This window comes from Actinopolymorpha alba DSM 45243 (assembly GCF_000373925.1).
In the GTDB taxonomy this organism is placed as follows: Bacteria; Actinomycetota; Actinomycetes; order Propionibacteriales; family Actinopolymorphaceae; genus Actinopolymorpha; species Actinopolymorpha alba.
Window position 1 is genome coordinate 1 of record NZ_KB892795.1, and the last position, 24550, is coordinate 24550.

Annotated in this window: 19 protein-coding genes; 14 read left to right on the forward strand and 5 right to left on the reverse strand. The window is 69.0% G+C overall.

Translation table 11 applies throughout. The features are described from left to right. Positions 1–937: 937 nt before the first annotated feature. The 7 genes from B141_RS48140 to B141_RS0131590 all read left to right on the forward strand — a co-directional run bounded on the left by B141_RS48140 (position 938) and on the right by B141_RS0131590 (position 9553). Positions 938–1081: a nucleoside hydrolase gene (locus tag B141_RS48140; protein ID WP_020579189.1), complete on the forward strand. Its 144-nt coding sequence runs from the start codon at positions 938–940 to the stop codon at positions 1079–1081. Between the two features lie 206 nt (positions 1082–1287). Continuing rightward, entirely contained in the window at positions 1288–1824 is a 537-nt protein-coding gene (locus B141_RS0131565) for a TlpA family protein disulfide reductase (protein ID WP_020579190.1), read from the forward strand. 246 nt (positions 1825–2070) lie between these two features. Next, positions 2071–3477, forward strand: a complete 1407-nt coding sequence (locus B141_RS0131570; protein ID WP_020579191.1) for a glycosyltransferase — start codon at positions 2071–2073, stop codon at positions 3475–3477. Between the two features lie 282 nt (positions 3478–3759). Beyond that, entirely contained in the window at positions 3760–4251 is a 492-nt protein-coding gene (locus B141_RS0131575; protein WP_020579192.1) for a DUF4395 domain-containing protein, read from the forward strand. Further along, positions 4248–5099 carry a sulfurtransferase gene (locus B141_RS0131580; RefSeq protein ID WP_020579193.1) on the forward strand — a complete coding sequence of 284 codons (852 nt, stop codon included), beginning with the start codon at positions 4248–4250 and terminating at the stop codon, positions 5097–5099. Before B141_RS0131575 ends, B141_RS0131580 begins: the two co-directional genes overlap by 4 nt. A gap of 67 nt (positions 5100–5166) precedes the next feature. Continuing rightward, positions 5167–5487, forward strand: a complete 321-nt coding sequence (locus tag B141_RS0131585) for a DUF1416 domain-containing protein (protein ID WP_020579194.1) — start codon at positions 5167–5169, stop codon at positions 5485–5487. A 226-nt stretch (positions 5488–5713) separates the two neighbouring features. Further along, positions 5714–9553, forward strand: a complete 3840-nt coding sequence (locus B141_RS0131590) for a hypothetical protein (RefSeq protein ID WP_026257728.1) — start codon at positions 5714–5716, stop codon at positions 9551–9553. 45 nt (positions 9554–9598) lie between these two features. Here B141_RS0131590 and B141_RS0131595 read toward each other — a convergent pair whose 3' ends face one another. After that, positions 9599–10543 (reverse strand): UDP-glucuronic acid decarboxylase family protein, encoded by a 945-nt coding sequence (locus B141_RS0131595; RefSeq protein WP_020579195.1) that lies wholly within the window; start codon positions 10541–10543, stop codon positions 9599–9601. Between the two features lie 220 nt (positions 10544–10763). Here B141_RS0131595 and B141_RS0131600 point away from each other — a divergent pair, with 220 nt between their 5' ends. Continuing rightward, positions 10764–12287 (forward strand): sugar transferase, encoded by a 1524-nt coding sequence (locus B141_RS0131600; protein ID WP_020579196.1) that lies wholly within the window; start codon positions 10764–10766, stop codon positions 12285–12287. Between the two features lie 567 nt (positions 12288–12854). On the opposite strand, the gene B141_RS0131605 is transcribed toward B141_RS0131600, so the two are convergent. After that, complete coding sequence (locus tag B141_RS0131605) at positions 12855–13973, reverse strand: LCP family protein (RefSeq protein ID WP_020579197.1); 1119 nt, start codon at positions 13971–13973, stop codon at positions 12855–12857. 577 nt (positions 13974–14550) lie between these two features. Between B141_RS0131605 and B141_RS0131615 the strand changes: the two genes are divergently transcribed. The 4 genes from B141_RS0131615 (at position 14551) to B141_RS0131630 (ending at position 17386) form a co-directional block, all read left to right on the forward strand. Beyond that, entirely contained in the window at positions 14551–15078 is a 528-nt protein-coding gene (locus tag B141_RS0131615) for a heme-binding beta-barrel domain-containing protein (RefSeq protein ID WP_020579199.1), read from the forward strand. A gap of 54 nt (positions 15079–15132) precedes the next feature. Further along, positions 15133–15630, forward strand: a complete 498-nt coding sequence (locus B141_RS43865; RefSeq protein WP_020579200.1) for a Fur family transcriptional regulator — start codon at positions 15133–15135, stop codon at positions 15628–15630. Then, the gene (gene ygfZ, locus B141_RS0131625) at positions 15627–16640 is read left to right on the forward strand and encodes a CAF17-like 4Fe-4S cluster assembly/insertion protein YgfZ (protein WP_020579201.1); all 1014 of its coding nucleotides are present in this window, start codon (positions 15627–15629) and stop codon (positions 16638–16640) included. Before B141_RS43865 ends, ygfZ begins: the two co-directional genes overlap by 4 nt. Positions 16641–16759: 119 nt before the next feature. Continuing rightward, positions 16760–17386 (forward strand): hypothetical protein, encoded by a 627-nt coding sequence (locus B141_RS0131630; RefSeq protein ID WP_020579202.1) that lies wholly within the window; start codon positions 16760–16762, stop codon positions 17384–17386. Between the two features lie 277 nt (positions 17387–17663). On the opposite strand, the gene B141_RS0131635 is transcribed toward B141_RS0131630, so the two are convergent. Further along, positions 17664–18953, reverse strand: coding sequence for a choice-of-anchor P family protein (locus B141_RS0131635; RefSeq protein ID WP_020579203.1), 1290 nt, complete (start codon positions 18951–18953; stop codon positions 17664–17666). 283 nt (positions 18954–19236) lie between these two features. Here B141_RS0131635 and wecC point away from each other — a divergent pair, with 283 nt between their 5' ends. Next, positions 19237–20511, forward strand: a complete 1275-nt coding sequence (gene wecC / locus B141_RS43870) for a UDP-N-acetyl-D-mannosamine dehydrogenase (RefSeq protein WP_020579204.1) — start codon at positions 19237–19239, stop codon at positions 20509–20511. Here wecC and wecB read toward each other — a convergent pair. Continuing rightward, positions 20491–21633, reverse strand: coding sequence for a non-hydrolyzing UDP-N-acetylglucosamine 2-epimerase (wecB, locus tag B141_RS0131645; RefSeq protein ID WP_020579205.1), 1143 nt, complete (start codon positions 21631–21633; stop codon positions 20491–20493). The genes wecC and wecB overlap by 21 nt on opposite strands. A 335-nt stretch (positions 21634–21968) precedes the next feature. On the opposite strand from wecB, the gene B141_RS0131650 reads away from it, so the two are divergent. Beyond that, positions 21969–22934 carry a WD40/YVTN/BNR-like repeat-containing protein gene (locus B141_RS0131650; RefSeq protein WP_157181441.1) on the forward strand — a complete coding sequence of 322 codons (966 nt, stop codon included), beginning with the start codon at positions 21969–21971 and terminating at the stop codon, positions 22932–22934. A gap of 182 nt (positions 22935–23116) precedes the next feature. Here the strand turns inward: B141_RS0131650 and B141_RS0131655 are convergent, their stop codons facing one another. Then, on the reverse strand, positions 23117–24517 hold the full coding sequence (locus tag B141_RS0131655; protein WP_020579207.1) for a tyrosine-protein kinase domain-containing protein: 1401 nt from the start codon (positions 24515–24517) through the stop codon (positions 23117–23119). Positions 24518–24550 lie beyond the last annotated feature (33 nt).

A 24550-nucleotide genomic window follows, 5' to 3' on the forward strand; every position in this document is an offset into this window, starting at 1 on the left:
CACATCTGGGCCGTCACCCACAACCTCGCCAAACTCATCCAACACCGCCGCCGCACAAAAACCCGCGGCAGCTAACAGAACAGGCCCCACACCTCAACCCCGGCCCGCCCCGGACCACACCGGCACGGGCCCTCCACCATGCCCACACACCCACCACACCCACAAAACGCACCCGCGCCACTACACAACGCAACCAGCGAACACGTCCCAACTCGACCCGCCACGAGTTACGCGACAGGCTCTATGACCCCCTTAAGTTTTCACGATCTTGCTGAGGTGCTTCGGGTGCGGGGCCATTCGGGCTCTCGTTGCCGCGAGTCGTCGCCAAGCAAGGTAAACTGAGGGTGCTTCCTGGGGAGATGCCGCGTGAGGTGGCGGGCGTCTCGAATGGCGTACACCCGGTTGTATCGGATAGTGAGAAGCCACGCTTTTGTCTCACATTGCGTACACCCTTTGGCGGACCTCACGCGGCAATTCCCCACCTCGCTAGGCGAATTTGCCTTGCCTGGTGGGGATATGCCGCGCCTCGTACCGGAGAAGGTGTACACAATGTGAGACACGGCCCGCGCCATCTCACATCGCTGGCGGACCTGAAGGTGTCGCGGCGCGAACCTTGAGCAGGTGCCCAGTTCTCGCGCAGAAGTGGGCGTCTACTCGAGGTTCGGCGAGCACGGGTGCCGTGCCTGGGCCGCCACATCGTCGCCAGGTCCCACGTCGACCTCCGCTCAGCCAGTTGCTTGGCGCGACGGGGTTTGAACAACCCTCCAATTGAGGGCTCGCGACCTTCCGCGGCATTTCCGCACGAAGCGCGCGCAATTTTCCTTGTGTGGTGACGACTTGCCGCGCGAGGGAGGCCCCAGCGGACGCACCCGCGAGCCTGGCCAAGCGAGGGCCCGTCATGAATCCCTGGGGGTGTAGGCCTGGCAGGCTGATCGGTGTGGCCGTGCCGCTCATCCTGGATCGCGACCCCGGACACGACAACGCGATCGCGATCCTGTTCGCAGCCGCCAACCCCGCGGTCGACCTGCTCGCGATCACCACCGTCGCCAACCGTCACCCACCAGGCGCTGGTCACGCCTGACGTGCTCCGGCGGCTGAGCGATCTAGGTACGCCGGTCGCCGTCGAGACGACGGGCACCCACACGCTGGGCGCGACCGTGGTGGACTGCACCGAGTCACGGGCGCGCAGGCCAACGCCCAGGTCGCGGTCGACCTCGACGTACCCGCGTTCATCGACCTGGTGGTCGATGCGGTGGCGTCCTACTCCTGAGCCCGTACTCTCAGGGCGTGGAGACCGGCCTCGTTGTCCTCGCTGCCGCGCTCGTCCTGGCGACGTTCCTCGGTGTGGCGAAGAAGAGGTACGACGGGAGGTTCAGGACCGTGACCAGCTCGAACGTAGCGCCCACCGCGCCCGCCACGGATGACGCGGGGGCCACGGATGACGCGGGGGCCACACCGGAGCCGGCGCCAGAGCCCCCGGCCGCCCCCGTACCGCCGCGATCAGACCTCCTCACCCAGGCTGACCTGCGCGAACCTCTCGGCGAGCGGGCAACCCTCGTGCAGTTCTCGTCGGCGTTCTGTGCGCCGTGCCGGGCGACCCGGCAGATCCTGCGGGACGTCGCGGCGAAGGTGCCGGGCGTGTCCTACGTCGACGTCGACGCGGAGTCGCATCTGGATCTCGTACGCCGCTTCCACATCCTGCGGACCCCCACGGTGCTGGTCCTTGATCCGCGCGGGCAGGTCGTCACCCGGGCATCCGGCCAGCCGCGGCGGGCCGACGTGCTGGCCGCTCTCGGCCATGTCCATGGATCGGCGGTGGGTTAGCCTACGGCGGTTCCTCAACGGGTAAGGAACCAGCAGCGGAACGCACATGTGACACCAAATCCGGGTCATCCCCGATTCCGTCACATGTAACCCCCGGGCCACCATGGCGGGGGCCGTCCGTGCCAGGCTTACCGCCGGAGTCGACCTGGCTCCAGACCGTAAGGAGCTGGTCGCGCCTCGACGAAGGTCGGGACGAGGGGCGCGCGCTGATTACCACCCCCGCTGGCCGACACAAGGAGCCGGTCCATGGACCTCCGCCCACTGCTCGGGGCGCGACGTATGCGCCGCCGTGCGGCGTACGGTGACATCGCCACGGTGATCCCGCTCGACCCCGCGGCCGCCGCGCGTACCGGCCGTCCGACACTCCGGGTCGCCCACTTCAGCGACACCTACGTCCCTCGTCGCGACGGCGTCGTCACCGCGCTCCAGACGCTCACGGCGGCGATGTCGGAGCTCGGCCACTCGAGCCTCCTGGTGGTGCCCCGGCACCCTGACCAGCCGACCGACGAGGAGCTGTTGCGGCTTCCGTCGGTGCCGTGCGGTGTCGCGCAGTTCCGGCTGGCCGCCTGGCCACGCAGCCGGCACGTCGAGCGGGTCGCGCACTGGCTGCCCCACGTCGTGCACGTCCACACCCCGGGGCCGGTCGGCCTGCTGGGCATCTTCGCCGCCCGCCGCCTCGGCCTGCCGCTCGTGCAGACCTACCACACGGACCTTCGCGCGTACGTCGACGCGTACCGCCTGCCGTCGACCGTCCTCGCGGGCGTGGCGCGGTGCTACGCCCGGCGCCTGGGTAGCCCGAAGCCGGAGCTTCCGCGCCGGGTGTCGGTCTCCCGGATCGAACGCCGCAACGCCGTGGTCGACGCCGTCAACGGCCTGCTACTCGCGGACGCCGACGCGGTGCTCGTCCCGACACCGGCCATCCTGCAGCGTTGCAAACTCCCGGTCGACGACGACCGGATCTACCTCGCGCCGGCAGGCGTGTCGCTGCCGTCGGTCTCTCCGAGCGCGGGGGAGGAGTTCCGGCGGCGGCACCGCATCAGTGCGGACGAACCGGTGGTGCTCTTCGTCGGACGGGTCAACCGCGAGAAGGGCATCGACCTGCTCACCGAGGCGTTCGGCCGGCTGCGCGACGTCGTGCCCGCGGCCCGCCTGGTGCTGGTCGGCGCGGTCTACGAACCCCGCTGGGTCCAGCGGCTCCTGGAGCAGGCCGGCATCGCCGACCGCACCATCCTGACCGGACAGCTACCCCCCGAGCAGGTGGCGCAGGCGTACGCCGCGAGCGACGTCTTCGCGTTCCCGTCCCTGACCGACACTCAGGGCCTGGTCGTGCAGGAGGCGGCGCTGGCGGGACTGCCGTCGGTTCTGGCCGACGCGGCCCTGCACGCGAACGGCCCGCTGGCCGGCACCGGCGTGCTCGCCGGACCGGACGCCATGCGGTACGCCGAGGCGCTGGAGGACCTGCTGACCCGGCCGGACTACCGCAAGCAGGTGGGTGAGGACGCCCGGCGCCGCGCGGAGCAGAACCCACCCTCGGAGTACGCCGAGCGGATGGCCGCGATCTACGGGCGGGCCGTGCGGCGCGCCGGGTCCGCGACCCGGGAGGCCCGCCGCGGGCGGCGTGGCCCGTTCCGGTCACGCCGTCTCATTGCCTGACCCCGCCGTTCACTATGCAAGACGGCCGTGACAGCAGGCCGTTGCGGTCCGTAGCCTGAACGGCGTGTTGCGTACGACCTTGCTGACCAAACGACGCGCGGTGGACCACTGCCGCACGTCGACCTGCCTGTGTCGTATGTCCTGACTGGACGGCGTCCCTAGTCTCTGCTGCCAGCCGCTGATGTGCTGATCGCCCGCAGAGCGCCGTCCTCCGGGGCCGGTCCCGCTCAGGGATCGCTGCCCGACCATCCGGCCCGTGCCTCTGTCAGGAGCGTCGCAGCCATGTCCACCTCGGATCACCCTCATCCGGAAGTAACTCCACCAAAGCCGACCCTCGATGCTCGCGGGCCGCGCTTCGGTGCCGCCGTCACCACCGTCGTCCTGGCGATCGTCCTGGTCACCGGCAGTGCGTGGCTCCTTGCCGCCCAGGCCGTGGTGTTCGCGCTGGGGGCGCTGCTCGGTGTGAAGCGGTCGCCGTACGCCCTGCTCTACGCACGTCTGATCCGTCCCCGCCTCGGTCCGCCGCGTGAGTTCGAGGAGGAGGCGCCGCCGCGGTTCGCGCAGGCGGTCGGCCTCGTCTTCGCCGTGCTCGGAGTCGTGGCCTATGTCTCCGGTGCGACGACGTTGGGCGCCGTCGCCACCGGGTTCGCTCTGATCGCCGCGTTCCTGAACGCGGTCTTCGGGCTGTGTCTCGGCTGCGAGGCATACCTGCTCGTCCGCCGCGCCCTGTCGGCACCGTCTCACCATTCAGCTAGCAAGGAGGCTTCAGCATGAGCCGTGACACAGTCCTGGTTTCCGCCGACTGGGCGGAGGAGCGTCTGGACGACTCGAAGGTCGTGCTCGTCGAGGTCGACGAGGACACCACCGCCTACGACAAGGGCCACATCCGGGGTGCGATCAAGCTCGACTGGAAGCAGGACCTCCAGGACCCCGTCCGGCGCGACTTCGTGGGCAAGGAGGCGTTCGAGAAGCTACTCTCCGAGCGCGGCGTAGCCAACGACCAGACGGTCGTTCTGTACGGCGGCAACAACAACTGGTTCGCCGCGTACGCCTACTGGTACTTCAAGCTCTACGGCCACGAGGATGTTCGCCTGCTCGACGGTGGCCGCAAGAAGTGGGAGCTCGACAGCCGCGCGCTGGTCGAGGAGGTTCCCTCGGTCACGCCGACCACCTACACCGCGCAGGACCCCGACCTCAGCATCCGGGCCTTCCGCGACGAGGTGGTCGACGCGATCGGCCAGCGCAACCTGGTCGACGTCCGCTCGCCCGACGAGTACACCGGCAAGCTCCTCGCGCCGGCGCACCTCCCGCAGGAGGTCGCCCAGCGGGCCGGCCACATCCCGACGGCGGTCAACGTGCCGTGGAGCAAGTCGGCCAACGAGGACGGCACGTTCAAGTCCGACGACGAGCTGCGGACGATCTACGGCGAGGCCGGCGTCAACTTCGACAAGGACACTATCGCCTACTGCCGGATCGGCGAGCGCAGCTCGCACACCTGGTTCGTGCTGCACCAGCTGCTTGGTCAGCCGAACGTCAAGAACTACGACGGAAGCTGGACCGAGTACGGCTCGCTGGTCGGCGTTCCGGTCGTGCTCGGTGACCAGCCTGGCGAGGCATCATGAGCGAGCGAACCATTCAATACAGCGTGCGGCGTGCCTCATGCGCGCCCGGAGCGGAGCGAGGACGCGTATGAGCGCGAACGACGGATGCGGTGCGCCCGTGGGCGGAGCCGCACTGGCCGGGGTCGACCTGGCCAAGGAAGCGGTGATCCAGGGCGTTGTCCGCCGCGACTCCGAGCCCGTCGGCGGGGCGTACGTCCGCCTGCTCGACAGCTCGGGGGAGTTCACCGCGGAGGTGCCGACCGGTGAAGACGGAGTGTTCCGGTTCTTCGCCGCACCCGGCACCTGGACGGTGCGGGCGCTCGCGCCCCGCAGCGCCACCGCCGAGGGCTCGGTGAACGCCGAGCTTGGCAAGATCGCCGAGGTCGAGCTGGCCCTCAGCTCGGCCTGACCGCTCCACCTGACCCTCACCTTTACCGCGTTGGGGGCACCCTCGTACGGCCTTGTTGGCCGGGGGTGCCCCCGACGCATCTCTGCTGGCCAACCCGGATCTGGCCGCTCGAGGAGACCCGGCCGCTTCTCAACTGTCGGACAAACAACGATCATGGTCGGTCCGCACCCCATAAGCTTGCGCAGACGCGTTGTGTGACCTGGCGTTCACGACAGGGTGGGGGACGATGCCGCTGGATCCCGAGATCGGGCTGGTCGGACGCGACGACATCGTCGCGCTCCTTGACCAGTTCGCCGACCGGCGTCCCCGACAGGTACTCCCCATCGTCGTCGCCTTCGGCCCGGGCGGCAGCGGCAAGACCACCCTGCTCGACCACGTCCAGCGGCGCTTCGCCGAAGCCCCGGTGGCGCGGGTCAACCTCGACGACGCCGGCTCGCGCTCGTGTGCGGACCTCCTCGACGTCGTGGTTACCCAACTGCGTGCCTACACCCATCCGCAGTTCGGCCGGTTGAAGCTGCCCCGGTATGCGCTTGCCCGGGCGGCGCTCGCGGCCACTCCGCCGGCCGACGCGACCACCGACCCGCACCGCCGGGCCCGCGACTTCATCATCGGCCGCCTGACCAACCTGCGCGGCATGGCGGACGCGGTGGCGTCGGTAGCCGACGAAGCCCCACCTGTACGAGGACTCGGCCGGGCGCTCCAGCCGTTCCTTCGTTGGCTGGTGACGCTCGCCGTCCTCGCGCCGGCGCGGCTGCGGTGGCTCTTCGGCGCGACCTTCGGTGCGACCACCGGATGGTACGAACACGTCGCAGGTGGCCGGCTACTCGGCCTGCGCGGCGCGAAGATCGACTCGGTGATCGTGGGGATCTGGCAGGCCGCGGGCACCGACGAGCCGCGCGACGCACAGAAACTCGACCGGCTCCTGGTGTGGGCGCTGCAGGCCGACCTGCGCGCGGCGTACCGGCGACACCGGCACCGCAAGGTCAACTGCGTCCTCCTCCTCGACGGTGCCGACCTGCTGTCTGACGTTGGCTACACGCTCTACCCGCGCGGTGTCGATGCGCCGGTGCCGCCGGTGACCGACGTGCTGCGGCTGCTGGCGGAGGTCCGGCTGGAGGAGCCCGACACACCTCTGCTCGTCGTCGCGACCAAGCAACAGGCGGCTCCGCTGCCGACGGCCGCCCCCGAGCCCGCTCCGCGCTCGGGCGAGCGGCTGGAGGACAGCGGGACCCGGGTGGCCAGGTCGAGGTACGCCAGCTGGCGGGAGTCCTTCGAGCGGGCCCGGCGCGGTCGGCCCGAGCCGGAGGCGGCGTACCTCACCGTCCCGCTCCGGAGGTTCACCCTCGACCAGACCCGGCAGTTCCTCGCCGAGTGGAACTCCGCCCGCTCCAGTCCGGTGGAGTCGAGGGTGCTCGTCGAGGAGATGTACGAGGTGACCCACGGCCATCCGCTCGCGGTCCGGCTGGCCACCCAGTTGGTCGACCTGCGGTACCGGCGTACCAGCGTCCTCCCGTCGATCAGGGCGATGTTCGGCGAGCGGGTCCCGGCCGGTGAGCCGACCGCCGATCCGAACGAAACCGTCGGCGACTACCTTCTCCTGCGCTTCCTGCAGCGGTTCCGGGCCAGCACTGACGGCTCAGAACGCGGCCGGACGCAGGAGCTGCTGGCCCGGCTGGCGGCCCCGCGGCGGCTGGACGTCGAGACGGTCGCGGTGCTCGCGAACGACTACCGGTCCGCCGACGATCTGTGGGATCGGCTGGCGATGCTGAGCTTCACCGAACGCACCAGCGACCCGGGCACGCTCGTCCTGCATCCCCTGCTGCGTGACCTGCTCGTCGGCCGGCTGGCGGAGCAGACCGAGCCGCAGGGCGGCCCGTCGTACACCGCCGTCCACGAGCTGCTCAGGGCCTATTACAAGGATCTCCGGCGGGAGACCGACTACCTCTACCACGCGCTCGCCCTCGGCGACTTCCACCTGGTGGCGACCCGGCTCCACGAGCGGATCAGGCGCCGGGACTGGCACTGCCTCACGGAGCTCTCAGACGTCGTGACGGCTCCCATGTCGGTGACGAGCCGGGTCGGGATGGCGCAGAAGCTGCGGGCAAGACTGCAGGGCATCAGGGCGACCGACGCCATCGGCAAGCTCTTCCGGCCCGACGTGGTGCGCCTCGAGGCCGTCGTGATGGCTTCGTGGTCGCTGCACTCGAGTACGAGCCCGCTCCGCCGTACGCCTGACCAGTTCGAACGCGTCGTGGCGGCGTACGTCCTGCTCGGCCGGCCGGGGGAGGCGGCCCTGGAGGAGACGCTGAGCAGGTACCGCCGGCTGCAGCGGGCCGCTGAGGAAAACCGCCCGGCCGCCCCCGCACCACCGCTGCCGGCGTACTGCCGCGGCGAGCCCGAGCCGGCGCGGCCCTACCCGAAGGTCTTTCCACCCCGCGACACCGGCCGCCGCCTGGTGTTGGGTGGCGCGCTGCTCCTGATCGTGGGGTACGCCGGCATCTACGCCCAGCAGGCGGTGCTCCACTGCAACCCGTTCGGTCCCCTGCAGGTGAGGCCCATCGTCAGCGGCGTGCTCGACGACAGTCGCGCGCTGTCCAAGGAAGGCGATGGTCAGTGCATCGGCGTCACCGACCGGCCGGGCGCCTTCGCCCACGGCCACGAGCTGCTGGGGGACGATGTCGAGGTCGCCGAGCTGAGCCGGCTCATCGGCGAGCAGAACGCCCAGGTGATCGCGGAGAGCCGGACGCCCGGTGGCCGCCCCTACGTCACGGTCGTGGTGGCGACCATGCTCAGCTCCGCCGACGAGGGCCCGCAGCGCGACCTTTCGGCCGGGGTCAACGAGCTACGCGGCGCCTACCTCGCGCAGCGGGAGTGGAACCGCTTCGACACCCCGATCCTCCAACCGAGCACCCTGCTGCGCGTCGTCCTCGCCAACTTCGGTGGCAACTCCGTCTACGCCGGGGACACGGCACGGCAGATCCGCCGGCTGGCCGAGCGGGATCCCACCATGATCGCCGTCGCCGGCATGGGACAGACCCGCGACTCCACCGTCGAGGCGGCCGGGATCCTCGGAACCCCCGGATCAGACGGGCCGGGCATCCCCATGGTCGGGTCCGTGCCCTCCGGCACCGGTTTCGTCGGCAAGCCCTACTTCCTGCGGGTCGCGCCCTCCAACGACCGTCAGGCGGAGGTCGCCATCGACTTCGCGGCCAGCGATCGGCGGTTGCGTGGGCGGACGCCGTTCCTGGTGTTCGACAAGGCCGACCAGTACAGCGCCGACCTCGTGGAGAAGTACGAGAACCACCTACAGGCCGAGCAGCGCCGGACAGACCCTCGGCTCGGTCCGCCGGCCGAGATGAACTACGAGGCCGACTCCAACAACACCGCCCAGTCCCTGCAGCAGCGGGTCACCGAGATCTGCCAGCGGTCCGAGCGGCCGCTGATTCTGTACGCCGGGCGCAGCAACGAGATGCCCACGCTGCTCGACGAACTCAGCCGCAGCACCTGCGGCGACCAGGCGGTGGTCCTCGGCGGCGACGACCTCTCCCAGCTCGAGACGGCCGACTTCAGGGACCTTGCCGGGCGGGAGGAGTACGTCAACGGGCGGCTCTTCTTCACGACGTTCGCACCGACCCTGGACGGCTGGGCGAAGATCCGGGGTGGGAGCGCGAACGTCGACCCGTGGGTACGCCGCTTCTTCGCCGACTACGAAAGCCAGCAACGCACGCCCGGAGGCCCCAGCGCGAAGGCGTTCCGGTCACGACCCAACGGCCACATCATCCTCGCGTACGACGCGCTCCGCCTGATCATGACCGGTGTCGACCGGCTCACAACGACCACGTCCGACCGGCCGGTCGATCGCGGCGCGGTGTTCGACACGCTGCGAGACACCACGGGTCTCACCGCGTACCCCGGGGTCGGCGGTTGGGTCGACTTCGGGTCACCGGACCCGGCGGTGCCCCACGTCGGCGCTGACCCGAAGGGGAAGCTCGTCGTCGTTCAGGAAGTGGTCCGGACGGCGGGCAACAACCTCGAGTCGCGGTATCAGTTCAGCGAGGGTTCGTGACGGTCGCGCGTCAGAGGTCGCGGGCTGCGCTCTCCGCGCGACCTCCTAGACGAGCTCTGGATGGTCGCGGAACCACGCGATGGTGCGGCGCAGTCCGTCCTCGACCGCGACCTTGGGCTCCCACCCGAGCACGTCCCGCGCCTGCGCGATGTCGGGTTGGCGTACCCGCGGATCGTCCTCGGGGCGTGGGATGAAGTGGATGTCAGACGCCGATCCGGTGAGCTCCCTGACCCACTGGGCGAGCTCGAGGACCGAGAGTTCGTGCGGGTTGCCGAGATTCATCGGGCCCGGATGGTCGGAGTGCGCCATCCGCAGGATGCCTTCGACCATGTCGTCGACGTAGCAGATCGAGCGCGTCTGGCTGCCGTCGCCGGCGACGGTGAGTGGCTCACCGCGCAGTGCCTGCCGGACGAAGGTGGGGATGGCCCGCCCGTCGTTAGGGCGCAGCCTCGGGCCGAACGTGTTGAAGATCCGGACGATCGCGGTGTCGAGCCCGTGCGTGGAGCGGTAGGCCATGGTGAGGGCCTCGGCGAACCGCTTGGCCTCGTCGTAGACCCCGCGCGGGCCGACGGGATTGACGTTCCCCCAGTAGGTCTCCGGCTGGGGGTGGACCAGGGGATCGCCGTACGCCTCGGAGGTCGAGGCGAGCACGAAACGCGCGCCCTTCTCGCGGGCGAGCCCGAGCGCGTGGAGGGTGCCGATCGAACCCACCTTGAGCGTGTGGATCGGCAGCTGGAGGTAGTCGATCGGGGACGCTGGTGAGGCGAAGTGCAACACCATGTCGACCGGACCGACGACGTGTATGTAGTCGGTCACATCGCAGCGCACGAGGCGGAATCCCGCCTGCTCGATGAGATGTGCGACGTTGTCGGGTCGGCCGGTGAGGAAGTTGTCGAGGCAGACAACCTCGTAGTCCTCAGCCAGCAGGCGTTCGCACAGGTGACTGCCGATGAAGCCGGCCCCGCCGGTGACGACTGCCCGACCTGCCATGGATCCGCCGTCCTTCCACGTCTACGGTGTGTCATCCGGGTGTCCGTTAGGCACTGGATGTCGGACAATAGCTCTTTGCGGTCTACGGCTGTGACGCCCGCCCTTGACCGATCTGCGCAGAGCCTCCAGGATATTCCGGCCTTCCGAAACCGCCGGCAACCGGACAGCCCCGTGGTACGTAGTACGAATACGACGTTCGGGGGGACGGACAAACAACAAAATGGTGACTTTGAGGGAACTCGACGAGACGCGCCGTGGTCATGAGGCTCTGGGTGGACCCACCGTCCTCGCCGATCGGGGTGCTACGAACCGCGAACGCATGCTCTTCGCGGGTGCGGTGGTCGTCCTGGATTTATTGCTCCTCGCGGTGGGCGGGATCGTCGCCGCGATGTTTCGATTCGGCGTGGTCGAGTCCCAGATCGCTGGTGCGTGGCGGGGCAGCAACCTCGGCGGTGTCTCGTACACGACGGTGGCGCTCGGGCTCACCGCGGTGTGGATGGTGGTGCTCGCGTTCCGCGGCGCCTATTCCCCGCGCATCTTCGGTGCCGGTGCCGACGAGTTCAAGCTCGTCGTGAGCAGCAGCGTGCTGACGGCTGGGCTCGTGGCCATCGTCTGCTACCTGGGCAAGATCGAGCTGTCCCGGGGCTTCCTCGCCGCGGCCTTCCCGCTCGGGGCGGTGCTGCTGTTGGCGGGCCGGTTCGGCGTTCGCAAGTGGTTGCAACGGCAGCGCAGACGTGACCGGCTGGTTCATCGCGTGCTGCTGGTCGGCATGCCGGCCGGGGTGGCGGAGCTACTCGAGATCATGCGGCGGGAACCCAAGATGGGCTTCTCTGTCGTCGGTGCCTGCCTGCCCCGGTTGTCCAAGGACCCGGGCGATGAGGTGGCGGACGCCTCGTTGCCCATCCTGGGCTATCTCGACGAGGTGCGTTCCGCGGTCGAGCGGTCCGGTGCCGACACCGTGGTCGTCAGCGCGCTCCCGGGTCGGTCGTCCCGGCTGCTGCGCCGGCTCTCGTGGTCGCTGGAAGGGCTGGGCGTCGACCTGGTCGTCGTACCAAGCCTCACCGATGTGGCCGGGCCGCGGATCCACGTACGCCCGGTCGCCGGGCTTCCGCTGCTGCACGTCGAGGAGCCGGAGTTCGGTGGCGCCCGCCGGATCGTCAAGGCCATCTTCGACTGGGTCGGCGCCGTCGTACTCACCGTCCTCGCCCTGCCGGTCGTGGCGGCGATCGCGGTGGCCATCAAGCTGGACGACCGCGGGCCGGTCTTTCTCCGGCAGACCCGCGTCGGCGTGCACGGCAAGGAGTTCCCGTGCTTCAAGTTCCGGTCGATGGTGGTCGACGCGGAGCAGCGCCTGTCCGAGTTGCGGGCGGCGAACGAGCACGACGGCGTGTTGTTCAAGATTCGCGACGACCCGCGGATCACCCGGGTGGGTCGAGTCATCCGCAAACTCTCCCTTGACGAGCTTCCCCAACTCCTCAACGTGGTGCGCGGCGAGATGAGCCTCGTGGGCCCGCGGCCGCCGTTGCCGAGCGAGGTGGCGCAGTACGGCGAGGACGTACGCCGCCGGTTGCTCGTCAGGCCCGGCATCACCGGGCTGTGGCAGGTCTCGGGCCGGTCGAACCTCTCCTGGGACGACTCGGTACGCCTCGACCTCTACTACGTGGAGAACTGGTCGCTCTCGACCGACCTGGTGATCCTGGCCAAGACCCTGGGCGCCGTCGTGAGCCGTAACGGCGCCTACTGAGCTCCGGGGCCCCTTACCTTGCCGAGCTGTCATAGGTTTCTCGGTCTGTTAGCCGAGAAACCTATGACAACTTCTGCCAAGGGGCGATCGCGCAGAGCGAGCGATCCTTGAGCGGGTCATGATCAACTTGTAGAAATCGCCCACAATCCGCCGCGCGAAGCGTGGGCGATTCTGCAAGTTGATCTTGAATGAGTCGCGAGTCGTCCGGTTCGTGAGACAACGGGCCGCCGCGGGGACGCGGGCGTAGAGCAGTGGAGCTTTGTCGGTGCTCCGCATGGGGAAATGCTCCACTGCCTGGCCCGATTGTCCACCTAGCGCCGAGGGTTCCTCCTCGTCCCCGTGCATCCGCGAAGTTGATCAACGGTGCTGGTTCGGGCGTTTCGCCGCTGCGGACGTCCGGTTCCGCAGCCGTAGATCAACTTCACCCGACCGGATTCAGAAGAACCGTCGCCCAAGGCGAGGGGTTTTGAATAACCCCGGATATGGGTCGGGGGCACCCTTGGCCAGTACAGCCGTACGAGGGTGCCCCGAGCCAACGAGACCGTGCGGGGTACGTGCTAAAGGGATTCAGCGCACCTGGTCACCCAGGACTTCATCTTTGCCGTTGGACTGCAGCCAGTCGCCCACCTTGTCGTCGCGGATCGCCTTCCACAGCGTGTCGCACTTCGCGTCGTCGAGGTAGACCACTGACTGGCTGCCCTCCATGCCGGTGCCGCGGGTCGGGGCGGTCATGAAGGTCACATTGCCGGGTCGCAGGTCGCGCATCTGCAGGGCGAGCGAGCGCATCTGGCCGGTGGTGAACTCCTCATCGACCGAGAGGTTCTGGGTGATCGCGTCGAGCGCCCGGGCGAGCTTCACCGGATTGGTGATGGTGCCGTTGGAGAGGGTCTGACGCATCAGCGAGCGGAGGAAGTTCTGTTGCCGGGCGATCCGGTCGAAGTCGCCGCGCTTGAGGTGCTTGCGCTCGCGTACGTAGTCGAGCGCCTCTTCACCCGACAGGGTGTGGGGACCGGCGGGATAGTACTTACCGCTGGCGAACCGCGTGTTCTTGTCGAAGGTCATCTCGACCCCGCCGAGCGCGTCGGTGAGTGCCTTGAAGCCGGTCCAGTCGATCACGGCGAGGTGGTCCATACGGAGCCCGGTGAGCTTCTCGACCGTCTCGATGTAGAGCGGCGGACCGCCGAAGGAGTACGCGGCGTTGATTTTGTTCTTGCCGCTCCGGCCAGGAATGTCGACCCACGAGTCGCGGGGGAGCGAGATGAGGTAGGCGCCCTTACGGTCACCGGTGATGTGCAGGACCATGATCGTGTCGCTGCGCTGCCCACCGCTCTGCCACGCGTCACCCTTGCCGGCGCCGGTGGTGCCGTCCTCCGAGTCGGAGCGCGCGTCGCTGCCCGCCATCAGGATATTGATCGCGTTGGCGCCGGTGCCGCCCGTGGGCTTTTTGGGTCGCGCCTCCTCGTTGAGCTGGGAGAACGCCGGGACCCGGTCGACCTGTCCGCCGAGCTTCTCTGAGACGAGGTAGCCGGTCAGGACTGTGCCGCCGCCGAGCATGAGGACCAGCGAGAGCAGGATCAGCAGCGTGGTCCTGGTGCGGTCCTTGCGTCGTCGACGATGGCTGCTGGCCTGTCGGTCGTCGCTCATGTGGATCGAGCGGAGCTCGTCATCGCTGCGGTAGTTGCTCATCGGCGTCCTTGGTCCTCGTACCCGTGGGCCTCGGGCGGCTGCCCCATCCGGCGGAATCCTTCGGTGAATCGTTCAGTAAACACTGACGCGTGACGGTCCAGCCCGGTTGTCTCAAGAACGCGTCGGGACACCGCAGTGTGGTTCCGGCCCCGCCCGGGCCCACCCCCGCGGGGTGGTTCGGGCCCCACCCAATGGCGCGGGTGGTCAGGTATGCGGGATCAGCTGGCGCACTGCCGCCTGGCGGCAACGCTCCGACCCGCGGGCACCGGTCCCTTCACGGTCTTGTACGTCAGCATGCCGGTCACATGGTACGCGGGCCTTTGCGGACATATCCTCCTGATCAGGTCGACGGGTCTGTGACCGGGCCGCCGACTCCGTGGTCACGGTGGCGCGCCCACGCCGCGGACAGCCCCCGGTCTGTGTGAGCGGCGGGCGCTTCTAGACTCTCTCGTGTGTTGGAGGCGGCGTTCGCGACGGTGCTGATCCTCGCCGTCTTCGCCGTCGGCGCGTTCGGGATCTACGTTCTTTATCGGTTGTCCCGGGGCGTTCCCGGCGTCAGAGACGGGGAGTGAACCACATGCCGTCGATCCCGTTCCAGATTCCGACCGACCTGCACCCTGACTGCATGAAGCTCGCCTTCCTCCTCGGCCGGTGGGAGGGCAAGGGGCAGGGTGACTACCCGACGATCGAGCCGTTCTCGTTCGGGCATGAGGTTGTCTTCAGCCACAACGGCAAGCCGTTCCTCTACTACACGAGCCGGAGTTGGCTGCTCGACGAGGAGGGGACGGCGGTCCGCCCGCTGGCCATGGAGACGGGGTTCTGGCGGCCACAGCCTGATGACGCGCTCGAGGTCGTCCTCGCACACCCCACTGGAGTCGCCGAGGTGTGGTACGGCCGGGTCGACAATGCGAAGGTCGAGCTCGCGACCGACCTCGTGGCCCGCACCGCGACCGCCAAGGAGTACACCGGCGGCCACCGGCTGTACGGCCTGGTCGAGGGTGCCCTGCTCTGGACCTTCGACATGGCGGCGATGGGGCAGAGTATCCAGCCGCATCTGTGGGGCCGGCTCGAGCGGGCGGAGCCACTGACACCGCCGAGCTCCTAACCCAGACGTCGTCGCGCGCCGGGTTGGTATTGCTTCGACACTAGACTCTCCGTGATGGCCCATCCACACGAAAGCACCAGGGGCGCTCCCGAGCTGCAGGAGGAGTTGCGTGCCCGGGGATACCGGCTGACTCCCCAGCGCCAGCTCGTGCTGGAGGCGGTCGAGGAGTTGGGGCACGCGACGCCCGAAGCCGTGTTGACCGCCGTACGCCAGAAGGCGCGCGGCATCAACATGTCGACGATCTACCGCACCCTCGAGCTGCTCGAGGAGCTCCAACTCGTGAGCCACGCCCATCTGGGCCACGGTGCTCCGACGTACCACTCGGCGAGCGCACCCGACCACGCCCACCTGGTCTGCCGTACCTGCGGGCGGATCATCGAGGTGCCTCCGCCCGTGATCGAGCCGCTCGCTCGGACACTTCGCGCGGAGTACTCCTTCCGCCCCGACGTACGCCATCTGACGGTCTTCGGTGACTGTGCCGACTGCCAGGGGCACCCGCGACCGGCGAAGGTGCCGGCCGGGCCGGCCGAGGTCGTACCCTCGGAGGCGTGACCGCTACTCCCGCACAGGCGTACGCCAGCCCCCTGCTCGATCTCGACGGCGCCGTGAACGCCGATCCGCCCGACACCGGGGTCGCCGCCCACTACGGCGAACCGCTGCGGGAGCAGCGCCGGCTCGCCCACGACCACACCGGCTTCGTCGACCTCTCGCACCGGGGCGTGGTCCGCGTCACGGGTCCCGACCGACTCACCTGGCTGCATTCGCTCTCCACGCAGGATCTCGAACACCTGGTCGCGGGTGAGTCGACCAGCGCGCTGCTCCTGTCGCCGCACGGGCATGTCGAGCACACCCTGGCCGGTGTCGATGACGGCGAGGCGTTCTGGATGCATGTCGAGCCTGGGACGTCGGCGGCGTTGGTGGCATTCCTCGACTCGATGCGGTTTCTGTTGCGGGTCGAGGTCGCGGATCTCACCTCGGAGTACGCGATCGTCTGGGAGCCCCGGTCCGAGGTTGCGACGGGCCACCTCACCCGGATGGGCGTGGACTCACTGGGTGGCCGTGAGGTGTTCGTGCCGCGGGCACGACTACGGGCCTACGCCGAGGAGGCCGGCGCTCCGGCCGGCATGTGGGCGTACGAAGCTCTGCGGATCGCCGCGCACGTGCCGCGCCTTGGGTTCGAGACCGACCACCGCACGATTCCCAACGAGGTCGGCTGGTTGGGCAGCGCGGTGCACCTCGACAAGGGGTGCTACCGCGGCCAGGAGACGGTCGCGCGGGTCTACAACCTCGGCCGCCCGCCACGGCGGCTGGTCTTCCTCCACCTGGACGGCTCCGTCGACCGGCTGCCAGCGCACGGGGCGGTCGTGACGCAGGACGGCAAGGACGTGGGGTTCGTCACGAGCAGCGCCCGCCATCACGAACTCGGGCCGGTAGCTATGGCCCTGGTCCGGCGCAACGTCCCGCCGGAGGCGACCCTCCTCGCGGATGGGGTGGCGGCGGCGCAGGAGGTTATCGTGCCGCCGGACGCAGGCCTGCATGTGCGGGCGCAGCTGCGCCGGTAGCGTTGTCGTCGTACGTCCCTTCCATTCCACCCGCGGTGGGGTGTGGCTGCTCGGCCGGCTGAAATCCGACGTGGCCCTGGACCCATCGCGGGTGCCCCGTCGGGTCATGGAGATGCCAGGTGAGCCGGCCCCACGACAATGGTCTCGATCAGTCGCTTCAGCAGGGTTGGCAGAGTGCCTGCGCGCTCTACCAGCACCTGCGTCAGGGCGGTGAGGTGCCCGAGCTGCCGCCGAGCTCGCTTCGGATGGATCCCGGGGAACGCATCTACGGCGATCTGGTTCTCGGGTACGCCCGCTTCTACTCGACCAACGTGTCGTACCAACAGAGCAGCGGGTTCTTCTTCGGTTCGCCGGCCTTCATCGCGGCCGGCCTGATCGGCACCGCCGTCGTCAACGCGGCGTCCCGGCGGCGAGCCGAGGTAGCCGCCGCGGCCCAGTGGCGGGATCACTGCCAGGTCCGCGCGGTCATCACCGACCGGCGCATCTTCTGCGACGTGCTGGGCCGGTGGCTCAGTTTCTGGCATGAGGGCGTGGTGGAGTTGGCCGCCGACCTCACCCAGTGGTCGTTCGTCGCGAGATACCAGGTGGGAGAGCCGCTGCTGCTGCATGGCCCGGCCGCACCATGGGCCGCTGTCGCCTTCGCCCGCCTGGTGTACGGCCCTCGCGGGCTGCACATTCCCGCACTGGCACCGATCGCGGACGCGGTCACACAGGTACACGGCCCGGCTGGTCCACCCGTTCCCTAGCGTCCGGCCCTGGTATCACCGCAGCGTGACCCGCTTCGTGTGCGGTGGGCGGTGGATGCGGAGCACCCGAGGTCAACTCAGCGTGATCTCAAAGTCGGATTCTTGTACGTTGCGTGATCACTCGACGTGGGCGGACAATCCCAGCTCGTGGAGATTCCGGTGGCGTGAACCCCGCGTGTTCGTGAGAAAGCAGATTGCTGGGCCATGACGGACCGCTGGACATGAAAAGAGGGTGGTGCACAAAGCACCACCCTCTTCTGACGTACGTCTGATCAGATCAGAGCTGCGGCATGACTCCCGCGTACGCCCGTCCGATCTCGACCTTCGATCCGATCGGCAGACCGAACTTGCCGTTCTTGATCACGATCTCGATCTGGGTCACCTCGATGGTGCTCGAGGTCTTCTTGACCTTGTAGAACGTGATCTCGGCGAGCCCAAGCAGGTTGATCTTGGTGTTCGGCGAGACGCTTACCTTGATCTCCGGGTGGTTCGCGACGGTGATGCCGACGAACTTCGAACCCTCCGAGGACAGCTGGACGGCGCCGTTGCCGGTCCGAGTCGCTGCCGCGACCGACTTGAGGGCGTCCACCTTGACCAGGCCGTTGAGCAGGTTGAGCCCGGCGATCTCGTTGACCACCTTGCTGCTGGCCCCGGTGCTCGTCACGGTGCCGGTGGCCTCCGTGGTCGCGGCACCGGCCTTGCCGAGCCCGCCGAGGTCGACGCCGGCGATCCGGTTGCTGCCCTTGCCGCCGAGGCAGTTGACCTTGGCGAGCGACGTGGGCCCGGAGCCGATGGTGCCGTTGGCCAGGTTGACCCGCGTCGCGAAGCCCTGACCCTTGAGGTAACCGGTCGACGGCTTGGTCAGGCTCGCCTTGGAGTTACCGATCCGCAGGTCGAGGTCCGCCTTGGGCAGCCAGGGGTTCTTCGGCAGCAGTGCGAGGTGGAACGCGGTGGTGATCGCCTCGAACTCGCCGGTCGGGAGCTGGCGCTGGTACTGCTTGTTCAGCTCCAGGTAGCCGACCTTGCCGATCAGCGGCAGGTCGAGGTCGACGCGGGTGTTCGGGGCCGGCTTGATCGGAAGCTTCAAGCCGAGGACCTTCAGGTCTGCCAGCGCCGAGCTCTGCTCCGCGCGGAACTTCTTTCCGTCCCAGATCGCCTTGGTGGACGAGGTGATCGCGCCCGCGGTGATCGCGCCACCGAGCAACGTCGTTGCGGCGGTCTCGGAGGTGGACACCGCGGTACGGGTGGTCCCGGACGCGAGCGACTTCACCCCCGTGACCGTGGCGCCGACCCTGCCGACGCCCTTGAGCTTCACCTCCGCTGTGGTGTTGCGGGACGTCAGACCTGGTTTGGTGGTGCAGGCGATGTCGGTGTACGCCGTGGGACCGGAGACGAGCGACCGGTCGGAGTTGTAGGCGTACGTGCCGTAGGCCTGGGCGATGTACCCGACCTCAGGCGCCGCCTGGGTCTGAGCGTGGGCGGGTGTTCCGGCGACGAGCGCGCCGGCCCCGACAGCGGTCGAAGCCAGTATCCCCGCACCACGACGTGCGAACGTGGCTAAATGCATCGAGCCCCCTCTGAAAGGGTGAACAGGTGGTCCGTACAACGGTTGGCCTAACGAATCAGTGACCGTGTAGTTACGGTTCGTTAGCGACAGGCCGAGGTGCATGGTAGTGATCTACGCGCGTCGGACACAACCCGTCACTCATGGTTGCACTTAGTTTCCCTCCCCCTCGTACCAAACCGTCCAAGAGGGGGCAGGGTTGAAGCTAAAACCCAGATCGGTACGATCACGGGTGCTTCATACGTAACTACCCGGAAGCCCAGTTGTGAGCCGTAAAGCAACGAACGTGGCCGTTATCGGTCTCGGCTACATCGGTTTGCCCACGGCAGCCGCCCTGGCGACGCAGGGCGTCGACGTTCACGGGGTGGACGTCAATCCCGACACGGTGGCGGCGGTCAACCGCGGTGAGGTGCCGTTCGTCGAGCCGGACCTCGCGGTCGCGGTGAGCGGGGCGGTCTCGATGGCGCGGCTGCGGGCATCGAGTGAGGTCCCCGTCGCGGGCGCCTACATCATTGCGGTGCCGACGCCCTTCAAAGCGGGCAACGAGGCCGATCTCGCGTACGTCCGCGCGGCGACCGAGGCGATCGCGCCGAGGCTGCGGTCGGGTGCGCTGGTGATCCTGGAGTCGACCTCGCCGCCGGGTACGACGCGACAGGTGAGCCGCTGGTTGGCCGACCTACGGCCCGACCTGGTGTTCCCGCACGCCCAACCGGCCGCCTCGACGGCCAGGGTCGACGTCCACGTCGCGTACTGTCCCGAGCGCGTCCTGCCCGGCCGGATCATGATCGAGATTGTCACCAACGACCGGGTCATCGGAGGGCTCACCCCACGATGCGCGCAGCGGGCGGCCGAGCTCTACCGGATCTTCACGCAGGGTGTGCTCCATCTCACTGACGCGGACTCGGCGGAGATGACCAAACTCGCCGAGAACGCCTTCCGCGACGTCAACATCGCCTTCGCCAACGAGCTCTCCCTGGTCTGCGACCGGCTTGGCCTTGACGTCTGGAAGGTCATCGAACTCGCCAACCGGCACCCGCGCGTCAACATCCTCAAGCCTGGTCCCGGTGTCGGAGGCCACTGCATCGCGGTCGATCCGTGGTTCATCGTCGCCTCGGCGCCGCAGGAGGCCCGGCTGATGCGTACGGCCCGCGAGGTCAACGACGGCAAGCCGGCGTACGTCGTCGAGCAGATCCTCGCCGCCGCCCGGCAGCGACCAGGTGTCCCGGTCGGCTGCTTCGGGCTCGCGTTCAAGGCCAACGTCGACGACCTGCGCGAGAGCCCGGCGGTCGAGGTGGTCCAGCGGGTGGCCGCGGCGCTCCCTGACACCGCGGTGCTGGTCGTGGAGCCGCACGTCGGTGACCTGCCCGCGTACCTCCAGGTCCACGACAACGTCCAGCTCGTCTCCGCCGCGGAGGCACTCGACCGTGCCGGCGTGCTCGCGCTCCTCGTTGACCACGACGAGTTCGCCGGGGTCGAGCCCCCCGCCGCGCGCGCCGCGGTCATCGACACCAGGGGACTCTGGCGGGGCGCGGACAGTGGCTCAGGGCTCGAAGTCGGGTAGCCGAAGGCCCACCCCGAGGAGCTCCTCGACCGCGGCGAGGCAGCGAGCGGCGGCCTTGCCGTCGCCGTAGGGGTTCGCGGTGTTCGCCATCGCGGTGTAGGCACTCGGGTCGTCGAGCAGCTCCGCCAGCGCCGCCCGGATCACCGCGCGGTCGGTGCCGACCAGCCGGACGGTCCCGGCCTCGACGGCCTCGGTGCGCTCGGTCGTGGCGCGCAGGACGAGGACCGGCTTGCCAAGACTCGGCGCCTCTTCCTGGATGCCTCCGGAGTCGGTGACCACGAGATGGCAGTCGCTGAGCAGGCGCGCGAACTCGGCGTACGGGAGCGGCTCGATGAGCAGGACGTTTGGACGCCCGTGGAGCTCGGCCTCCGCCACCTCGCGGACCACGGGGTTGCGGTGCATCGGGAACACCACGTCGACGTCGGGATGGCTCCCGGCCACGTCGGCGACCGCGCGGAGCGCGTCCCGCATGGGTTCGCCCCACGACTCCCGCCGGTGCGCGGTCACCACGACGATCCGGCGTCCGGACGCGGCGAGGCGTTCGAGGCGGGAGTCGGTGTAGGGACGGCGGCGGGTCGCGACGTCGAACAACGCGTCGATGACGGTGTTGCCGGTGACCGCGACCGTGGGTGCCGGAACGCCGTCCGCGAGCAGATGGTCGCGAGCGGTGAAGGTGGGAGCGAGGTGCAGCGTGGCGAGCTGGGTGGTGAGCCGGCGGTTGATCTCTTCGGGAAACGGCGCGTGGCGGTCGCCGGTGCGCAGCCCGGCCTCGAGATGGACGAGCGGCAGCTGCTCGTAGAACGCCGCCAGCGCGCCGGCGAAGGTGGTCGTCGTGTCGCCCTGGACGAGGACGGCGTCAGGGCGTACCTGCCGTACGAGCGCATTGACGCCGACCAGGGCGCGGGAGGTGATCTCGGCCAGCGACTGTCCCGGGGTCAGGATCGCGAGATCGTGGTCAGGTCTGATGTCGAACAGCTCGTGCACCTGATCGAGCATCTCCCGGTGCTGACCGGTGACGGCCACGATGGGTTCGACCGTCTCCGAGGAGCGCATCGCCGCGATCACCGGTGCCATTTTGATCGCCTCCGGCCGGGTGCCGTAGACAACCATGACGCGGCGCACGTGGTGCCTCCTCTCCCGTTGCGGCGTCCGCCGGGTTGCCTCCCGTCGAACTACCGTCTGTCGAGGTCGTTGCTTCGCGGGTCCCAGGTCGTTGTCTGGTGGTGGGGGTGGACCCGGACGGGCGAAGCCCGAGCGGGGCCGGAACCACACAGGCCGTACGCCGACCAGGACGGCTGCGGCTGCCGGCACAGGCTAACGGGTAGTTTGCCCGGTTGGTATGTGGTGGGGAGGTTTTCGGCTCGCCGGCGACGGTGGGACCGGCCTGCCAGGGGCCGGTCGGTAACGTGACCCGGATCGGTCCTGGAGGCGGGGCTTCTCGGCAAGGAGGGCCAAACGTGGCAAAAGTTCGCAGGGCCGGCGTGGCGGCGTTGGCCGCATTCGTCGTGGTCGACGTCGTGCTGGTGGGGCTCGCCCTCCGCCATGTGCGCGGCGACTCCGCGGCACTCAGGGAGGCAGGTTCGACGCCGTTCCCCAGCGCCACGGCGCAGCCCTCCGGCACCCCGACCGCCGAACCCAAACCCACCGCGTCGAGCGGCAATCGGCCGCCCGTGCCCGCCCCAGACGCCGCCGCGTCCCGCACGATGGTCGACATCGGCCGCGGGCGCGCGGTGGCCCGGGCGGTCTCCGGTATCTGCGGCAAGGGCGGCGGAAATGTCGAGCTCTCCCTGGACGGCGGCCAGACGTTCGTCAAGAGTGACGTGCCGTCGGCGGCCGTGATCATCCGGGTGGCGTCGGTCGATGCGGACACCGCGTCCATCGTCGCGACCGGCACCGACTGCCGGTCCGTCACGACGTTCACCACGACGAACGGCGGCGGCACCTGGGAGCAGGCCGACGGCTCCGACGGCAGCTGGCACCGGCTTCCGCGAGCGGCCGCGCGCCTCCACGCACCGACCGGCAACGCCGACGTCCCGTGTGCGGATGGCCAGGTCGTCACGGCGTTCAGCACATTGTCAGGCGACCAGGCGTACGCCCTCTGCGGCGACGGCGCGGTGCAGCGCACGCTCGACGGCGGCCAGTCGTGGAAGGAACGCGGGGAGGTTCCGGGCGCCGCCGACCTGGACTTCGTCGACAGATCCACCGGTCTCGCTGTGGTGACGGGTGACCCGTCGTGCGCCGGCATCGCGGTGATGAAGACCTCGGACGGTGGTACGTCGTGGAAGTCCCAGACGTGTGTGGAGACCGACGCCTCCGAGCTCCCGGACGTCTCCGCCGACAGCGAACGCGCGTACATCGGCGCGGGGGAGGCGCTTTGGTACACCGAGGACGGCGGGGCGTCGTGGGAGCCGCGCTCTCCGTAAGACCCGGGCCGTCGCGACCGGCCGCGGTCTGAAGCGCGCGGGCGCTACCCGGGCTGTTCCCACGTCGCTCGGTTGGGTTCTCACACAGCGCAGGCGGCGACCAGGAGTTGTGATTGAAGGTTGCGGTGACCTGGCGGAGGAGTTTCGGCAAAGAAGCCGAGACACCTCCGCCAAGCCGCAGGTCAGGCGGCGACGCCTTCGCCCTTCGACCGCCGCCGGCCGGGCTCGATGCCGTAGCCGTACCCATAGCCGTAGGTGAGTGCCTCGGGTCCCTTGGCCGGTGCCATGTTGAGGACGGTCCCGAGCAGCCTGGCGTCCACCTTGGCGAGGTTGCCGATCGCCGTCTCGATCTGGTCGGTGCTGGTCTTGCCGTGGCGTACGACCAGGACCGCGCCGTCAGACATCCGGGCCAGCAGCGCGGCGTCGGTGACCGGCAGGAGCGGTGGCGCGTCGATGAGGATGACGTCGGCTCGGCGTTCGAGCTCGCTGAGCAGCATCTCCATCGCGCGGGACTGCAGCAGCTCGCTCGGGTTGGGGGGTAGGGGCCCGCTGGCGAGCACCTGCAGCGGGATGTCGCCCCAGGGCTGGATCGCGTCCTGCGGGGCGATCCGCCCGATGAGGACGCTGGTGAGGCCGACCGCGCTCTCGACACCGAGGTACTCCGCGAGCCGCGGGCGCCGGATGTCACCTTCGACCAGGATCACCCGCTGGCCGGCCTGGGCGAGCGTCAGGCCGAGGTTGCAGGTCGTGGTGGTCTTGCCCTCGGAGGGCACCGAACTCGTCACCACGATCCGCTTCGGGTGGCGGTCGACGTCGACGAACTGCAGGTTGGTACGTAGTTGCCGGAACGCCTCGGCCCGGGGTGATCGGGGCTCGATGTGGACGACCAGCGGGTTGGACTGCGCCTCGGGGTCGTGCGATATGACACCGAGGTTTGGTGCGTCCGTCTTGGAGCTGAGGCTCTCGGCTGTCTTCACGCTGGTGTCGAAGATCTCGCGGAGGACCGCGATGCCGATGCCCAGGACCAGGCCCGCGAGGATGCCGAGGCTGAGCGTGCGGCTGGGCTGCGGCGCGATGGGGGCTCCGGGCAGGGTCGGCGCGTCGATAGTGGTCGCCTTGATCGGCGAGGGCGCCTCGGGGTTCGGGCGTTCGAGTTCCTGTACGAACGTCGCGAACTTGTCGGACACCGCGCCCGTGAGTCGCTGGGCCCGGGCCGGGTCGGTGTCGGTGACCGTGATCTCGAGGAGCACCGTCTCGGGGAGCACCCGCGCCTTGATCTTGCTGCCGAGGGTCGACGGGGACATCGAAAGCCCCAGCTCCTGGATCACCGCCCGGGTCACGGCCTCGCCCCGCACAAGGTCGGCGTAAGACCGGGCCCGCTGCTGGGAGAAGAGCCCGCCCTGGTAGGCGCTGACCGCGGAGTTGTCGGTCTGGGTCACGCTCACGAAGAGCGTCGCCTTCGAGGCGTACGTCGGGGTCGTACGCAGGACCATGACCGCTGCGATCGCGACCGTCGCGGTCATGCAGAGGACCAAGATCATCCACTGCTTACGGATCACTCGGAGATATTCGCGAAGCTCCACAGGGAGCAACCTTCCTGGCCGTCTGTAAACTCG

What these genes read in the sequence shown, in the direction of transcription:
- B141_RS0131585 (WP_020579194.1), top strand. Translation starts at nt 5,167, where the DNA reads ATGAGCGCGAACGACGGATGCGGTGCGCCCGTGGGCGGAGCCGCACTG.
- B141_RS0131580 (WP_020579193.1), top strand. Translation starts at nt 4,248, where the DNA reads ATGAGCCGTGACACAGTCCTGGTTTCCGCCGACTGGGCGGAGGAGCGT.
- B141_RS0131635 (WP_020579203.1), bottom strand. Translation starts at nt 18,953, where the DNA reads ATGCATTTAGCCACGTTCGCACGTCGTGGTGCGGGGATACTGGCTTCG.
- B141_RS0131575 (WP_020579192.1), top strand. Translation starts at nt 3,760, where the DNA reads ATGTCCACCTCGGATCACCCTCATCCGGAAGTAACTCCACCAAAGCCG.
- B141_RS0131600 (WP_020579196.1), top strand. Translation starts at nt 10,764, where the DNA reads ATGGTGACTTTGAGGGAACTCGACGAGACGCGCCGTGGTCATGAGGCT.
- B141_RS43865 (WP_020579200.1), top strand. Translation starts at nt 15,133, where the DNA reads ATGGCCCATCCACACGAAAGCACCAGGGGCGCTCCCGAGCTGCAGGAG.
- B141_RS0131570 (WP_020579191.1), top strand. Translation starts at nt 2,071, where the DNA reads ATGGACCTCCGCCCACTGCTCGGGGCGCGACGTATGCGCCGCCGTGCG.
- B141_RS0131590 (WP_026257728.1), top strand. Translation starts at nt 5,714, where the DNA reads ATGCCGCTGGATCCCGAGATCGGGCTGGTCGGACGCGACGACATCGTC.
- B141_RS0131605 (WP_020579197.1), bottom strand. Translation starts at nt 13,973, where the DNA reads ATGAGCAACTACCGCAGCGATGACGAGCTCCGCTCGATCCACATGAGC.
- B141_RS0131615 (WP_020579199.1), top strand. Translation starts at nt 14,551, where the DNA reads ATGCCGTCGATCCCGTTCCAGATTCCGACCGACCTGCACCCTGACTGC.
- B141_RS0131595 (WP_020579195.1), bottom strand. Translation starts at nt 10,543, where the DNA reads ATGGCAGGTCGGGCAGTCGTCACCGGCGGGGCCGGCTTCATCGGCAGT.